Annotated in this window: 10 protein-coding genes; 4 read left to right on the top strand and 6 right to left on the bottom strand. The window is 63.2% G+C overall.

The window, feature by feature from the left end; genetic code table 11:
• The first annotated feature begins 190 nt into the window (after positions 1–190).
• From B0G76_RS40055 to B0G76_RS40040, 4 genes are all read left to right on the top strand, one after another.
• Positions 191–2,119 (top strand): ATP-binding cassette domain-containing protein, encoded by a 1,929-nt coding sequence (locus B0G76_RS40055; RefSeq protein WP_120298251.1) that lies wholly within the window; start codon positions 191–193, stop codon positions 2,117–2,119.
• A 452-nt stretch (positions 2,120–2,571) separates the two neighbouring features.
• On the top strand, positions 2,572–4,557 hold the full coding sequence (locus B0G76_RS40050) for a DNA topoisomerase IV subunit B (RefSeq protein ID WP_120298250.1): 1,986 nt from the start codon (positions 2,572–2,574) through the stop codon (positions 4,555–4,557).
• Positions 4,558–4,621: 64 nt separating this feature from the next.
• Positions 4,622–6,946 (top strand): DNA topoisomerase IV subunit A, encoded by a 2,325-nt coding sequence (parC, locus tag B0G76_RS40045; protein ID WP_120298249.1) that lies wholly within the window; start codon positions 4,622–4,624, stop codon positions 6,944–6,946.
• Positions 6,947–7,207: 261 nt separating this feature from the next.
• Positions 7,208–7,666 (top strand): CopD family protein, encoded by a 459-nt coding sequence (locus B0G76_RS40040; protein WP_120298433.1) that lies wholly within the window; start codon positions 7,208–7,210, stop codon positions 7,664–7,666.
• 32 nt (positions 7,667–7,698) lie between these two features.
• Here B0G76_RS40040 and B0G76_RS40035 read toward each other — a convergent pair whose 3' ends face one another.
• The 6 genes from B0G76_RS40035 to B0G76_RS40010 form a co-directional block, all read right to left on the bottom strand.
• On the bottom strand, positions 7,699–8,907 hold the full coding sequence (locus tag B0G76_RS40035; protein ID WP_120298432.1) for a chromate transporter: 1,209 nt from the start codon (positions 8,905–8,907) through the stop codon (positions 7,699–7,701).
• A 217-nt stretch (positions 8,908–9,124) separates the two neighbouring features.
• Positions 9,125–11,485, bottom strand: a complete 2,361-nt coding sequence (locus B0G76_RS40030; RefSeq protein ID WP_120298248.1) for an EAL domain-containing protein — start codon at positions 11,483–11,485, stop codon at positions 9,125–9,127.
• A 468-nt stretch (positions 11,486–11,953) separates the two neighbouring features.
• Positions 11,954–12,862, bottom strand: a complete 909-nt coding sequence (locus B0G76_RS40025) for a PhzF family phenazine biosynthesis protein (RefSeq protein ID WP_120298247.1) — start codon at positions 12,860–12,862, stop codon at positions 11,954–11,956.
• Between the two features lie 181 nt (positions 12,863–13,043).
• Positions 13,044–13,508: a RidA family protein gene (locus B0G76_RS40020; protein ID WP_120298246.1), complete on the bottom strand. Its 465-nt coding sequence runs from the start codon at positions 13,506–13,508 to the stop codon at positions 13,044–13,046.
• Positions 13,509–13,578: 70 nt separating this feature from the next.
• Positions 13,579–14,775, bottom strand: a complete 1,197-nt coding sequence (locus tag B0G76_RS40015) for a PLP-dependent aminotransferase family protein (RefSeq protein WP_120298245.1) — start codon at positions 14,773–14,775, stop codon at positions 13,579–13,581.
• A gap of 75 nt (positions 14,776–14,850) precedes the next feature.
• A complete protein-coding gene (locus B0G76_RS40010) occupies positions 14,851–15,540 on the bottom strand; it encodes a VOC family protein (protein WP_120298244.1) in 690 nt (229 codons plus the stop codon).
• Between the last annotated feature and the right edge of the window lie 234 nt (positions 15,541–15,774).

The following is a 15,774-nucleotide window of genomic DNA, read 5'->3' as shown; positions in this document are numbered from 1 at the left end:
TGCACGCACCGCCCGGCCGCGCTTTGCTGCTCGATACCCGCTCGGAGTCTGCTTACAGTCTGTCCAGAAGCCGCTCTGAATCCGTTTTGCAAGCCGGCCATTCGTCCTATCTCTTCCGGCATACAGGCACCCGCCCGTGCGCCCGGTACAATGAGCAGTTCCGACTCATCGCTGTCTTCTCCAATTCTCCATGTCGCTTTACACCATTACCGGGGCGCAACTGGCGTTCGGTCACGTCGCGTTGCTCGATCACGCGGATTTCTCTCTCGAAGCGGGCGAGCGCGTTGGGCTGATCGGCCGTAACGGCGCGGGCAAGTCGTCGCTGCTGAAAATCGTCGCCGATCTATCCAAGCCGGACGATGGCCTCGTCACGCGCCAGCAGGGTCTGACCTCGGTCTACGTGCCGCAGGAGCCGGAGTTCGATACGGACGACACGGTGTTCGAAGCGGTCGCCGCCGGCCTGACCCACGCCCGCGAGCTGCTGGATCAATACGACGCGGTCGCCAATCAGCTTGCCGACGAACCGGAAGGCCCGGAGCACGACGCGCTGATGTCGCGCATGAACACGCTGCAATCTGAGCTCGACCATTCGGACGCCTGGAACTGGAGCACGCGCGTGGCCACCACGCTGCAGCAGATCGGTCTGAATGGCGAGGCGCGGGTCGGCTCACTCTCGGGTGGGATGCAAAAGCGCGTTGCGCTGGCGCGCGCGCTGGTTGTGCAGCCGGACGTGCTGCTGCTCGACGAGCCAACCAATCACCTCGATTTCGACGGCATCCGCTGGCTCGAGGAACTGCTGGTTTCGCTGCGCGCGGGTCTGCTCTTTATCACCCACGATCGCGCGTTTCTCGACCGCGTCGCCACGCGCATCGTCGAACTGGATCGCGGGCGTTTGCTGTCGTATCCGGGCAATTTCAGCGCCTATCAGACCAGAAAGGCGCAGCAGCTCGAGATCGAGCAAGTGGAAGCGGCCAAGTTCGACAAGCTGCTCGCCCAGGAAGAAGTGTGGATTCGCAAGGGCGTGGAAGCGCGCCGTACGCGTAGCGTCGGCAGGATCGCACGGCTCGTGGAGATGCGCAATGAACGCGCCGAACGCCGCAATGTGCAGGGCAACGTCAAGCTCGACGTGGGCCAGGGCGAGAAGTCCGGCAAGATCGTCGCCGAACTGACCGACGTCACCAAGCGCTACGGTTCGCGCACGGTGGTCGACACGTTCACGGCCACGGTCATGCGTGGCGACAAGATCGGTTTCGTCGGTCCGAACGGTGCAGGCAAGACCACGCTGCTGAAGATGATTCTCGGCGAGTTGCCGCCGGACGAAGGCACGGTGCGGATCGGCACTAATCTGCAGGTCGCGTATTTCGACCAGATGCGCGCGCAGCTCGATCTGGAAAAGAGCCTGGCCGATACGATCAGCCCGGGTAGCGAGTGGGTCGAAGTCAACGGCCAGAAGAAGCACGTAATGAGCTATCTCGGCGACTTCCTGTTCGCGCCGGAGCGCGCGCGTTCGCCTGTCAAGTCGCTGTCGGGCGGCGAGCGGAATCGCCTGCTGCTGGCGCGTCTGTTCGCGCGTCCGGCCAATGTGCTGGTGCTCGATGAGCCCACCAACGACCTCGACATTCCGACGCTCGAACTGCTCGAAGAGCTGCTCACCGAATACGACGGCACCGTACTGCTGGTCAGCCACGATCGCGCGTTTCTGGACAACGTCGCGACCTCGGTGATCGCTTCGGAAGGCGGCGGCAAGTGGCGCGAGTACGTTGGCGGCTTTACCGACTGGCAGATTCAGCGCGACCGTTCGCAGCAGATGGCGCAGGACGCGCAAAAAGAAGCCGCCAAGGAGGTGGCGTCGAAAGACAGCGGTGCCGCGGCGGCACGCAATACGCAGCGCGCCGCGAAGTTGTCGTTCAAGGATCAGCGCGAACTCGAGGCGTTGCCAGCCAAAATTGCCGCACTCGAAGCCGAGCAGAAAACCATTGGCGCTCAGTTGGAAGATGGTTCGATTTTCGCGAAAGACGCGCAGGAAGGCACGCGTCTGACCGCGCGCTACGCCGCGATCGACGAGGAACTGCTGATCGCGCTGGAACGCTGGGACGAGCTGGAAAACAAACGCAGGTGACGGATGGGGCGGCGCGATCCGAGAGGTTGCGCCGATCTCACGCCGAGGTCGGGGGCCGCGGCTGCACAGCGGTCCCGTCGCGGCTTTTTCACGGTCCCGCAACGGTCTTATCGCGGTCTCATAATAGACCGCACCCGAGCGCCGGCCCTTATCCAAACGGCCACTTCCGCACAACGTGAATTGCCGCCTGTATCGAAATCAGTAAAATACCCCGCGAATAGGCTTCCCCCGGCGTTCGCACCGGCTGGCCGTTGCCGGACTGTAGAACCGGCGTCGAGCCGCCTTCGAGCGCGCCTGCGGGAAGCCAGGCGATAAAAACAGCTTGCCCGCACTGCGGGCACCCCACCTAACCCCGTTGTTTCGTTTCGCTTTTTTTGAAAACTCAACGCATTGTCCACGGACCTGTCCACAGGACCTGTGGACAACGATGAACCGACGCACCCGAGTCAACCATGTCTACGAAAAAGCCAAACGCCGCGTATAGCGAAGCGTCGATCAAGGTGTTGAAGGGCCTGGAGCCGGTCAAGCAACGGCCCGGGATGTACACCCGCACCGAAAATCCGCTGCACATCATTCAGGAAGTTATCGACAACGCATCGGACGAGGCCCTCGGCGGCCACGGCCGGCAAATTACGGTTACGCTGCACGCGGACCATTCCGTCTCGGTCGAAGACGACGGCCGCGGCATTCCGTTCGGCATGCATCCGGAAGAGGGCGTGCCGGTCGTCGAAATCGTTTTCACGCGCCTGCACGCGGGCGGCAAGTTCGATAAAGCCGCCGGCGGCGCCTACACGTTCTCGGGCGGCCTGCACGGCGTCGGCGTGTCGGTCACCAACGCGCTGTCCACGCGCCTCGACGTCACCGTGTGGCGCGAGGGCAAGATCGCCGAATTGAGTTTCGCCAATGGCGACGTCGCCAAGGAACTCGAAGTGCGGCCCGCCACGAAGGGCGACAAGAAGTCGGGCACGCGCGTCACCGCGTGGGCCAATCCGAAATACTTCGATTCGCCGAACCTGCCACTCGGCGAATTGCAACGTCTGCTGCGCTCGAAAGCGGTGCTGTTGCCGGGCGTCGAAGTCACGCTGATCAACGAGAAAACCGGCGAGCAGCAAACCTGGAAATACGAAGACGGTTTGCGCGGCTACCTGCTCGAAGGCATGAACGGCAGCGATCTGCTGATTCCGCTGTTCGAAGGCGAGCGCTATGTCGAAAACGCGCGTGCCACCGAAGAGACGTTTGCCGAAGGCGAAGGCGCCGCGTGGGTCGTCGCGTGGAGCGAAGAAGGCACGCTGATGCGCGAGTCGTACGTCAATCTGATTCCGACGCCCGCGGGCGGCACGCACGAATCCGGTTTGCGCGACGGTCTGTTCCAGGCGGTGAAGAGCTTCGTCGAGCTGCATAACCTGCAGCCGAAGGGCGTGAAGCTGCTGGCGGAAGACGTGTTCGCGCGTGTCTCGTTCGTGCTGTCGGCGAAGGTGCTCGATCCGCAATTCCAAGGGCAGATCAAGGAGCGCCTGAATAGCCGCGACGCGGTGAAGCTGGTGTCGTCCTATTCGCGGCCGGCTTTGGAGCTGTGGCTGAATCAGCACGTCGAGCATGGCAAGAAACTCGCTGACCTCGTCATCAAACAGGCCCAGGCGCGTACGCGTGCCGGCCAGAAGGTCGAGAAGCGCAAAAGCTCGGGCGTAGCCGTGCTGCCGGGCAAGCTGACCGATTGCGAATCGACGGAAATCGGCCGCAACGAGCTGTTCCTCGTCGAGGGCGACTCGGCGGGCGGCTCGGCGAAGATGGGCCGCGACAAGGAGTACCAGGCGATCTTGCCGTTGCGCGGCAAGGTGCTGAACACGTGGGAAACCGAGCGCGATCGCCTGTTTGCCAACAACGAAGTGCACGACATTTCGGTGGCGATCGGCGTCGATCCGCATAGCCCGGACGACAAGGTCGATCTGTCGAATCTGCGCTACGGCAAGATCTGCATCTTGTCGGACGCTGACGTCGACGGTTCGCACATCCAGGTGCTGCTGCTCACGCTGTTCTTCAAGCATTTCCCGCAGCTGATCGAACGTGGGCATGTGTGCGTGGCGCGTCCGCCGCTGTTCCGGGTCGATGCGCCCGCGCGCGGCAAGAAGCCGGCGCAGAAGCTCTACGCGCTCGACGAAGGCGAGCTCGAAGCGATTCTCGACAAGTTGCGCAAAGATGGCGTGCGAGACACGCAATGGTCCATCAGCCGCTTCAAAGGCCTGGGCGAAATGAGCGCGGAGCAGTTGTGGGACACCACGATGAATCCCGACACGCGGCGCCTGACGCCGGTGGCGCTCGGCGCGCTCGACTATGACGCTACGGTGGCGCGCATGACGATGCTGATGGGTAAGGGCGAAGCGGCGTCGCGGCGCAGCTGGCTGGAAGAAAAGGGCAACGAAGTGGAAGCGGATATCTGAGCGTCTTTTAAAGCGCTCACGTTTCGCACGAAAACTTCACGCCAAACACGGATACGGAATCTAGATGGACGACGATAACACTCTCGACCTTTTCACCGAGCCGCCGCCCCCGGAAGGCGACTTCCTGACGCTCGGCAATTACGCGGAACGCCAGTACCTCGACTACGCGGTGAGCGTGGTCAAGGGCCGCGCGCTGCCGGACGTATGCGACGGCCAGAAGCCGGTGCAACGCCGCATCCTGTTCGCCATGAACGACATGGGTCTCGGCGACAACGCCAAGCCCGTCAAGTCGGCGCGCGTGGTCGGCGACGTGCTGGGTAAGTACCACCCGCACGGCGACCAGTCGGCGTACGACGCGTTGGTGCGTCTCGCGCAAGACTTCTCGATGCGCTATCCGCTGATCGACGGCCAGGGCAACTTCGGTTCGCGCGACGGCGACGGCGCAGCGGCGATGCGGTACACCGAAGCGCGCCTGACACCGATCGCGAAGCTGTTGCTCGATGAGATCGACCAGGGCACGGTCGACTTCATGAAGAACTACGACGGTGAGTTCGAAGAGCCGAAGCTGTTACCCGCGCGCCTGCCCTTCGTGCTACTGAACGGCGCATCCGGCATTGCCGTGGGCCTTGCCACGGAAATCCCGTCGCACAACCTGCGCGAAGTGGCGGCAGCGGCCGTCGCGATGATCCGCAATCCGAAGATCGAACACGCCGAGTTGATGCAACACATCGCCGGGCCGGACTTCCCGGGCGGCGGCCAGATCATTTCGAGCGACGCCGAGATTTCCGCAGCCTACGAAAGCGGCCGCGGCAGCCTGAAGGTGCGCGCCCGCTGGAAGATCGAAGAGCTCGCGCGCGGCCAGTGGCAGCTCGTGATCACCGAACTGCCGCCAAACACGGCCGCGCAGAAGGTGCTCGAAGAAATCGAAGAGCAGACCAACCCGAAGATCAAGCTCGGCAAGAAGGCGCTCACGCCCGAACAGTTGCAGACCAAGCAGACCATGCTCGCACTGCTCGACGCCGTGCGCGACGAGTCGGGCCGGGATGCACCGGTGCGTCTCGTGTTCGAGCCGAAGTCGAGCCGCATCGATCAGACCGATTTCGTCAACACGTTGCTCGCACATACGAGCCTCGAGTCGAACGCATCGCTCAATATGGTGATGGTGGGCGGCGACGGCCGGCCGCGTCAGAAGGGCTTGAGCGAGATCGTCCACGAGTGGATCGCATTCCGTTTCGCGACGGTCACGCGCCGCACGCGTCATCGCTTGAGCAAGGTCGACGACCGGATTCATATTCTCGAAGGCCGGATGATCGTCTTCCTGAACATCGACGAAGTCATCCGCATCATCCGCGAATCGGACGAACCGAAGGCCGCACTGATGGCCGCGTTCGGTCTTTCCGATCGCCAGACCGAAGACATTCTCGAAATCCGTTTGCGTCAGTTGGCGCGGCTCGAGAAGATCAAGATCGAGAAGGAACTGTCCGAACTGCGCGACGAGAAGGCCAAGCTCGAAGAACTGCTCGGCAGCGAATCCGCGATGAAGCGTCTGCTCATCAAGGAAATCGAAGGCGACGCGAAGCAATACGGCGACGAGCGCCGCACGCTGATCCAGCAGGAAAAGCGCGCCACGTTCGAAGCGCGCGTGGTCGACGAACCGGTAACGGTGGTGGTGTCGCAGAAGGGCTGGGTACGCGCGCTGAAGGGCCACGGTCTGGATGTGGCGGGCTTCACGTTCAAGGCCGGCGACGGTCTCTACGCGGCGTTCCAGTGCCGCACGCCGGATACGCTGGTTGCGTGGGGCAGCAATGGCCGCGTCTATTCGGTGGCGGTTGCGATGCTGCCGGGCGGGCGGGGCGATGGCGTGCCGGTCACGTCGTTGATCGAGCTCGAATCGGGCAGCCATCTGATGCATTACTACGCGGCTTCCGCGGATCAGGCATTGCTGCTCGCATCGAGCAACGGTTTTGGCTTTATCGCCAAGGTCGGCGACATGGTGAGCCGCGTGAAGGCCGGCAAGTCGTTCATGACGATCGACGCGGGCGCTGCGCCGCTCGCGCCGATGCCGATGCTGCCGGCCGCGACGCACATTGCGTGTCTGTCCTCAGGTGGACGCCTGCTGGTGTTCGGCATCGACGAGATGAAGACGCTTTCGGGTGGTGGACGTGGCGTCACGCTAATGGCGCTCGACGACAACGAAACGCTGCTGCAAGCGCTGTCCATCGACAAGGCAGGCGTGGTGCTGATCGGCACGCGTCGCGGCGGCCGTGTCGACGAAGAGAAGCTGAGCGGCGCCACACTCACCCCGCATATCGGCAAACGGGCGCGCAAGGGGCGTGCGCCTGAGAGCAAGATGAAGCTCGACGGTATGCGTCCGGTGCTCGCCGCGTAATAGCAAAAAGAAGGAAATGGAAGTAGGGTAGGGCCAGGCATGAACGCGGCGTGTGCGTTAAAGCGCACGCCGCGCGTAGCAAAAAATCCGGGGTGTAACGTCGTCGCGGCATTGGGCGCGTTGCAATAAGAACTACAAAGAATGTTAAGACGCCGCCAGTACATGGAACTGCACGCATAGCGCGCGGTCGAATGCGCTCAATAGCCGCTACTAATATCACTCGTCATAAGCGGTGTGGTGTCGTCGGGAGAGGAAAACAACATGAACAAAGCTATCGAACTCGCACTCTTTTTGCATCTGCTCGCGGTCGCCGTGTGGGTGGGTGGAATGGTGTTCGCGCATTTCTGTCTGCGCCCGGCCATTGCCGATCTTTCGCCGCAACTGCGCTTGCCTTTGTGGGAATCGGTGTTCAGCCGTTTCTTCAATTGGGTCGCCGCAGCCGTGCTGGTGATTCTCCTCACGGGTGGTTTTCTGCTGATGCAATTCGGCGGCGGTCACGCCACCTGGCCGTTGCATGCCATGGCCGGCCTCGGCGTCGTGATGACGCTGATCTTCGGACACATCCGCTTCGCCGTGTTCCCGCGCATTCGCCGTGCGGTGCAGGCGCAGAAGTGGCCGGATGGCGCGCAGGCGGTCGGCACGATCCGGCGTCTGGTGCTGGTGAATATCGTGCTGGGCGTGGTGACGATCGGTGTGGCGGTGCTGTCGCGCGGGTTCTGACATCGCCCCTGTGAATCCAGGGTGCGGCTTGTCTAGGGCGTAGCGCCGTAGGCAAGCCACAGTCCACACACGATCGCCACAGTCCCGTACACCACGTACACCGGCGTCTTGAGTTTGGCGAAGCACATGCCGGAGAACAGCGCCGTCACCAGGTAGACCGGTTGGAACGGCACATGCCCGGCGATGCGTATTACGGCCACCGCCAGAAACGCGGTGGTGACCGCGCGCAGCATCCGCATGCCGTGCTCGAAACGCGGATTGGCCTTCAACTGATGCAGATGCCGCTGCGCCAGCACCACGAGGCAGCCCGACGGCACGAACAACGCAAGCGTCGCAATCAGCGCGCCCACCCAACCATCCACCAGATAGCCGAAGAACGGCACCACGTTCAACAGCGGTCCCGGCGATAACGGCGATAGCGAAAAGGCCAGGGTGAAGTCGTTATCCGACACACCGATCGCCGGCGTGACGAACAGCGTCTTGAGTACCGGCAACGCCGAGAAGCCACCGCCGAATAACGTCATGCCCGCACCGGCCAGCCGCGGCCATAGCAGCGCCAGTTCATAACGATGCGGCAACGGCAGTGCGAATATCACCAGCGGCACGCACAACGCCGCCAGCATATGCCGGTCGCCGCGAGCGATCGACACGACGATGCGCGTATCGCGAACCGGACTGACCAGCCAGCCGGCGCCGAAAGCCCCGCCAAGCATCACCACGTAGGCCGCGGGACTGTGCGCGTAGAAGAGCGCCACACAGCCGAGCACCGCCGCGGTCCATTCGAGCTTGCCGCGCACCAGTGCGCGTGTTTGTTTGTACCAGGTGATCGCGATCAGCGTGGCCAGCACCACGCTGAAATGATTGAGCAAAGTTTGAGAGGCGGCAGCGCGCACGAGCGGCGTGCGATAGAAGATGGCGAACAGCGTCATCAGCGTGAAAAAGGGCAGCACGCTTGCGACGCCCGCCACCCAGGCGCCGGCGCGTCCACGCAACGCATGGCCGAGTTGCACGGCGACATTGCAACCCACCGGGCCGGGCACCATCCAGGCCAGCGCGATCAGATCGGAAAAGGCCACGCGCGAGAGCCGTCCCTCGCGCTCCACGTAATGGTTTTCAAGTTGCGCCATCAGCGCGAGGCCGCCCCACGACAGCGCCGACAGGCCGAACACGACCCGGAACAGCGTCCATAGCGGTTCCCGTGTCCCTCGTCTGGCGGCATTCTGGCTTGTGATCGTCTGCATCGCGCCGCGGGCGCCGGTACGCGGGCGGCCCGCCCTTTGGATCATCGTTGTGTGTGCTTGCGCGATCGGCAACCGGCTTCGCGCTGTCACTCGGTACAGCGTGAATGTAGCCGGTTTTGCGATGCCGCGGTTGGATAAGCGTGGGGCGCCGCTTGCACGCTGATAGGCTGTATGGAGCGCGCCGATGCGTGACAAGCGCCGCACCGGCGCAGTGCACTCAGCTATTGGTGCTTGTGCTGGACAAGCTGCTGGTACTGTCGGTTTCAAGCGCGGGGTGGTGACCCTTTACACCGCATACGCCGAAGCGTTCGAGCAGCGCCGGAATCGCGTCGACCGGCACCGGGCGCGAGAACAGGAAGCCCTGTGCCTCGATATGGCCGAGTGCGGCGAGCCACGCAATCTGCTCTTCGGTCTCGGTGCCTTCGACCACCACCGTGAGCCCGAGCGAGCGCGCGAGGTTGACGATGGCGGTGACCATCACGCAGACACTGCGGTCGCCGGGTATCGCCTGGACGAACGAACGGTCCACCTTCAGTGTGTCGACCGAGAAGCGGTTCAGGTAGGAGAGCGACGAATAGCCCGTGCCGAAGTCGTCGAGCGCGATGCGCACGCCGAGGCGCTTCAACGCGACGATCTTCTCCGAAACGAGTTCGGGGTATTCCATCATCGCCGTCTCGGTGATTTCGAGTTCGAGGCGGCGCGCGGAGATGCCGCTTTCCTCGATCGCATGCGAGATGGTTTCGTACAGATCGCCACGCCAGAACTGCACCGCGGAGATGTTCACCGCGAGCGACAGCGTGTCGTAGCCCTGCTGCTGCCACACCGCCAACTGGCGGCATGCGGTTTCGATCACGAAGTCGCCGATCGGCACGATCAGGCCGGTCGATTCGGCGACCGGAATGAATTCGTTGGCCGGAATCAGGCCGTGTTGCGGATGGTTCCAGCGCACCAGCGCTTCAAAACCGGCGATGCAGCGGCGCGTCAGATCGATCTTCGGCTGATAGGCGAGAAACAGCTGGCCTTCGGCGAGCGCGACACGCAATTGCTGTTCCCACTTCATCAAATGGTCCGCGCGGTGCGACAGCTGCGGCGAATAGAACTGGTAGCAATTCTTGCCCGCGTCCTTCGCGCTGTACATCGCGAGGTCGGCTTTTTTCAGTAGGTCGATTTCGCTCTCGTTGGCGACCGAATAGAGCGCGATGCCGATGCTTGCGTGCAATACGAACGAACTGCCGCGCACTTCGAAAGGCTTGGCGAACGCGTCGGCCGCCGCTTCGGCGAGTGTGACCGCGCGCTTCTCGACGTCGTCGCCTTTGATCACCACGACGAACTCGTCGCCGCCGATGCGGCTCAACGTGCCGCCGTCGCCAACCGCGGTGGCGAGGCGCGAGGCCGTCATTTGCAACACGATGTCGCCGGCGTTGTGGCCCAGCGTGTCATTGACGGTCTTGAAGTTGTCGAGGTCGATGAAAAGAATCGCGAGGCGGCCGAGATTGGAGGGCTGCGCCACGTCGTGCCGCAAAGTTTGCAGCGTCGCATAGCGATTGCGCAAACCGGTCAGCAGATCGTACTCGACCAGATGCGTCATCTCGCGCTCGCGCCCGAGCAGCTTGCCGATCAAACCGGTGGCCACCGCGAAGAAGCTCAACATCGCGAGCGAGATGAAGCCGGCCATCAGCAGATAGACGTTGCGCGTGTGGTTGTAGTCGGCGAATTCTTCGGCTTGCGACAGGCCCACCAGCACGCCGAGCGGATAGCCGTCGATATGCCGGTACGACACGATGCGCGTGACGTTGTCGATCGAATCGACGTAGGTGCCCGACACGTGTTCAGAGGTCGGATACGAGCCGCTCGCCGAGAACGAGCCGCTGGCAGTGTCGGTGCTGCCCGTGCGGCGCGCCAATACCGTGCCGTTGTCGGAGATCACCGCGATCACGCCTTCACGGCCAATGGCCGCGTTGTTGTAGAAGTCGCTGGTGAAATAGCTTGGGTCTTCGGAGACCACCACGACGCCCGCGAACGAGCCGTCGGGATGATTCAGACGCCGCGTCATCTGCAAGGTCCAGTGGCCGGACACACGGCCGAGCACCGGCTTGCTGATATACAGCTGGTCGTCGTTTTCGTGTTCGTGGACCTTGAAGTGTTCGCGGTCCGACAGGTCGATGTGTTTGGGATTGAGTTCGGCCGTATTGGCGATCAGCGTGCCGTGCTCGTCGATCAGCGACACCTGCACCAGTGTTTCGCTTTGCACCACGCCTTTTTCGACCGTGCTGGCGAGATCGAAATGATTCGGCGTTTTTTCGAATTCGTATTTGACGAAACGGGTGATCTGGTCGACCTGGTGAATCGCCTTGACCGTATGCTGCTCCAGCGCTGCGGAGAGAATCGCGGCGGAGGCCATTGCTTCGCGATTCGTGGCTTCTTTCTCAACCGACAAACGCGCGAAGATCACGGTCCAAAGCAGGATCAGCACCAGCACGCCGAGCGCGGGAATGGCAAGCAAGGCACGACGGCGCGACACGGCAGGATCGCGACGGGGTTTGGCTTCGCGCTGGTCGGAGAAGCGGGACTGGCTCATCGGGCGGCCCGTTCCCTGGTGCCGGCCAGTTGCAACTGCGCGAGCATCGACTGCGCTAATTTCATGGGTGGCTGCATGGTGACCAAGGTGCCGGAACTGCTGCGCAGGGGAAGGGAGCGTGGCGTCGTGCCTGACCATCCGCAGGTCATCGGGTACGTTTCGATATTACTTAATGCCAGTGGATTAAGGAAGAGTCCGCGCATCGGGTATACGCGGGCGCGACAGACCGCTCCGGCAGGCTGAATTCGCAGCCGGCGCGGCCAGCCTTGGGGCCGCAGCCTGGCACTCGTTTTCGAATATTTCATCGGGATCCGGAATTCAGGTGTGCCAGGCCTCTCGCAATGCATGGCGCATTAATCGTGCGAACGGTAGGGCTTTTATGCTCAAGCGCGGCCCGAAGCGGCAAGACACAGGCGGCATTCAGCGGCAAGCAGGCCGTTGCTGGCATGCAATCGAGCACCGCGCGGTTCATGCCAACCGGAACGTGCCGTCGACGATCGTCACCGACAGCCCCCCGATCCATGTCTTGCCGGCTGCGTCGTCGTAGTGCACCGAAACGTCGCCGGCGCGGCCCAGGACGGTACCCTGGCGAGCCGTGTAGTGTGAGCCCGGACGTAGCTGCTGGGCGCTCAGGAGGCCCGCGAGCGCGGCGTTCGCACTGCCCGTTACCGGATCTTCGCTGACGCCGAAGCGGCCGCCCGCCATCAGGCAGCGCACCTCGAAGGTGGCCGGGCGGCCTGCGCCGTGGGGTCCGTAGACGGCGAGACCGTGGGTGTTCATTGCATGCACGATGCCGGCAAGCGCTGCGGCATCGGGTTCGAGCGCGAGACAGTCGCGCGCTGAATTGACGCGTACCACGAGCCATGGCGCCCCATTGTCGACCGCGCAGGGCGTAGCACTGAAGTCGATCGCGTCGCTACGCAATGCCGTAGCCAGCGCTGCGTACTGATCTTGGGGAAGCGCCGTAACGCGCGCGGGCGGCGCGGCGAAAGCCCATCCGCCTTGTGCCTTGCCGGCTGGTCCGGATTCAGTAAGCGCTTGCAATTCGACGAGCCCCACGCCGCATTGCTGCACGAGCTTGCCGGCCTGCTTCGGCTGATAGCCGCTTTCGAGCAACGCATGCGCGGTGCCGAGTGTCGGATGACCGGCGAACGGCAATTCGCCATGCGTCGTGAAGATCCGCACGCGATAGTCGGCGGCCGGGTCGGTCGGCTCCAGCAGGAAGGTGGTTTCGGACAGATTGGTCCAGTGCGCGATCGCCTGCATCTGATCCGCATCGAGCGCATCGGCGTCGAACACGACAGCAAGCGGATTGCCTTTGAACGGCACCGACGTGAACACGTCGACCTGTTTAAAACGAACGATGTTGGCGGGCATTGGGCGCGATCCGGCGAATCCAGTGGAGGGATAGGGTTCGCGGATTCTATCTGGTGGCAAAGGAACGATCCACCTCGCCACAAAGGCAAAACGCGCCGCAGGTGACAGACACCTCGCGACGCGTTCAGTGCGTTCAGGACGGCTTGCCAGTGAACCCGGCGGCCGACCCTGTTGACGCGCGTTATTCGACCTCTGCGATCATTTCGATCTCGACACATGCGCCGAGCGGAATCTGCGCCACGCCAAATGCCGAACGCGCATGCTTGCCGCGCTCGCCGAACACGTCCGCGATCAGTTCGGACGCGCCGTTGGTGACCAGATGCTGCTCGGTGAACTCGAGCGTCGAGTTGACGAGGCTCATCAGCTTGACGATGCGCGTGACGCGGTTCAGATCGCCCACATGCGCGTGCAGCGTGGCGAGCAGGTCGATCGCGATCGAGCGTGCGGCGACCTTGCCTTCTTCGGTGGTGAGCGTGGCGCCGAGCTTGCCGGCCCACACCTTGCCGTCCTTCTTGGCGATGTGGCCGGACAGGTACACCGTGTTGCCGCTTTGCGCGCTCATTACATAGGCGGCTGCGGGCGCGCCTGCGCTCGGCAGTTCGATGCCCAGTTCCTTAAGCTTGTCGTACACGTTCGTTTGAGCCATGGTGTGTCCTCGATCGGTAGTGGAAATCGGTAACCCGGCGCGGCGGCCGGGGGCGCTTAAACGTTCGCGCTTAGACCTTCGCGCGGATCAGTGCGGCGAGCCGCGACACGCCTTCGTCAATTTTGGCAGGCGGCACCGTGACGAACGAGAGGCGCAGCGTGTTGTGCTGGGCTTCGTTCGCAAAGAACGGACCGCCCGGCACGAACGCTACATTTTGTGCGACGGCTTCTTCGAGCAGTTTCATGCTGTCGATCTGCGCGGGCAGATTCACCCACACGAACATGCCGCCTTCCGGACGGTTCCAGCTCACGCCTTCAGGCATGTAGCGTTCGAGCGAGGCGAGCATCGCCGCGCATTGATCGCGATACAGCTCGCGAATGGTTGGCACGTGCGTGTCGAGGAAGCCGTCCTTGATCACTTCGTACACGATACGCTGCGTGAAGCTCGGCGTGTGCAGATCGGTGGCTTGCTTGGCCTGCACGAGCTTGAAGATCAATTCTTCGGGCGCAATGATGTAGCCGACCCGCAGGCCCGGCGCCAGCACTTTCGAGAACGAGCCGAGATGGACGATGTGATCCGGCGCCATCGACAGCATGGTGGGCAGCGGCTCACCCGCGTAGTCGAGCGCGCCGTAGGGATCGTCTTCGATCACCGGGAATGGAGCGGTCTTTGCAAACGCAGCCAGTGCGCGGCGGCGTTCGACCGGCAGGCGGCGCCCCGTCGGATTCTGGAAGTTCGGCTGTGCGTACAGGAGGCGCGCGCCGGCCGTCAGTTCGGGCGTGAGCGCCTCGGGAATCAGGCCTTGCTCATCGGTTGGCACCTGCACGTAGCGCGGTTCGTACATCGAGAACGACTGCAGCGCGCCGAGGTAAGTAGGCGTTTCGACCAGTACGGGGCTCTCCGGGCACACCAGCACTTTGCCGAGCAGGTCGAGCGCCTGTTGCGAGCCGGTGGTGATCAGGACCTGCGAAGGGCGAATCTGCGCGCCGTTCACCGAATAGCGTTGGGCGACCCATTCGCGCAGCGGCAGGTAGCCTTCAGTCGCGCTGTATTGCAAAGCCGCGGCGGGTGCGTCGCGCAGAATGCGGTCGGAGGCTTCGCGCATGCGTTCGGCCGGGAAGGTTGCCGGTGAGGGCAGGCCGCCTGCGAACGAAATGACTTCGGGCCGCTCCGTGACCTTCAGGATCTCGCGAATCGCCGAGCTCGTGAGCTTGCGTGCGCGTTCGGACAGTTGCCACGTGGGGGCTTTCAAGTCGCTTTGGTCCATGGTCTCCTCTGCTGGTATCTCTGGAACCGGTCAAAACTTCAATTATCGCGCGAGTTGGTGACCCACGCGCGCTGCTTATTTAAGGGTCCGTAGACCCTCGGGTGTTTCAAACTCGGCGACGAGCGCCGCGGCGCCTTCCGCGGGCTCGAGTGCGATCAGGCGCGCCGCGCCCAGCCAGTGCAATTGCGCGGCAATCGCGTCGGCTTGCGGATGGGCTGCTTTCAAAGCTTTCAGTGCGATGTCCGTTTCCGGCAACGCGGTGGATGGATGCCGCGCCGTATCCCACTGGATCAGCGACGGCAGCACGCCGTCGCCGGCACCTTGCCATGCGGGGAACGCGCCGTTTTCGGGTACCGACAGACTCCAGCTGAAATCGCCGCGTGTCATCGGCACGATCGGCGCAATGCGCTGCGGATACTGCGCCTGCCAAGCCGCGAGCTGCTTCGGACGGTCGACTCGGGCGACCCAGTGCGACAGGTACGGCCCTTTTTCGAGCCGCGCGTGCGTCGCCGGGTCGTCGAGGGCGAACAGGCGGGCACGGGGCGCGGCGCCATCCGCGGGTTCCGCAGCCTGCGGATCGACCGCGATCACCTCCAGGTACACGCCGCCCCACAGATTCAACAGGCGATTGTGCGTGCGCATCAGCGGATGGGCGCCGCCGCCGGTCGGTGCGACGCCAAGCGTGTCGGCGACATACTGCGTGCCCTCGTCGAGGGTGCGGGCGGAAATCACGAGGTGATCGAGGCGGAGCGAATGGGCATTCATGGCGGATCAGGAAAGCGGTTTCTGCGGTAAGCCGGAACGCGCGCCGGATGCGGCAGCAGCGTGGCCGGGGTCGTAAGCATAACCGTTTGCCGGGTCGGCGGGCCAGGTGGATGGTGTTTGGGCAGGTCTTTCCCAAGGTCGCTCGTGTGCGGTGCATGCCGCCCCGAGCCGTTTAACCATCCGTTGCTTATCTTAGATGCAGTCTTAAATGTAACGGCGACGACCTGCACAGTA

It is taken from the genome of Paraburkholderia sp. BL23I1N1 (assembly GCF_003610295.1).
Lineage (GTDB): Bacteria > Pseudomonadota > Gammaproteobacteria > Burkholderiales > Burkholderiaceae > Paraburkholderia.
This window is presented reverse-complemented; position numbering and strand designations above follow the sequence as displayed.

Bases quoted from the DNA above. Each gene is read 5' to 3' on its own strand.
- B0G76_RS40020 (WP_120298246.1), bottom strand. From the start codon at position 13,508: ATGGCTCAAACGAACGTGTACGACAAGCTTAAGGAACTGGGCATCGAA.
- B0G76_RS40035 (WP_120298432.1), bottom strand. From the start codon at position 8,907: ATGCAGACGATCACAAGCCAGAATGCCGCCAGACGAGGGACACGGGAA.
- B0G76_RS40015 (WP_120298245.1), bottom strand. From the start codon at position 14,775: ATGGACCAAAGCGACTTGAAAGCCCCCACGTGGCAACTGTCCGAACGC.
- B0G76_RS40030 (WP_120298248.1), bottom strand. From the start codon at position 11,485: ATGAGCCAGTCCCGCTTCTCCGACCAGCGCGAAGCCAAACCCCGTCGC.
- B0G76_RS40010 (WP_120298244.1), bottom strand. From the start codon at position 15,540: ATGAATGCCCATTCGCTCCGCCTCGATCACCTCGTGATTTCCGCCCGC.
- B0G76_RS40050 (WP_120298250.1), top strand. From the start codon at position 2,572: ATGTCTACGAAAAAGCCAAACGCCGCGTATAGCGAAGCGTCGATCAAG.
- B0G76_RS40055 (WP_120298251.1), top strand. From the start codon at position 191: ATGTCGCTTTACACCATTACCGGGGCGCAACTGGCGTTCGGTCACGTC.
- B0G76_RS40040 (WP_120298433.1), top strand. From the start codon at position 7,208: ATGAACAAAGCTATCGAACTCGCACTCTTTTTGCATCTGCTCGCGGTC.
- parC (WP_120298249.1), top strand. From the start codon at position 4,622: ATGGACGACGATAACACTCTCGACCTTTTCACCGAGCCGCCGCCCCCG.
- B0G76_RS40025 (WP_120298247.1), bottom strand. From the start codon at position 12,862: ATGCCCGCCAACATCGTTCGTTTTAAACAGGTCGACGTGTTCACGTCG.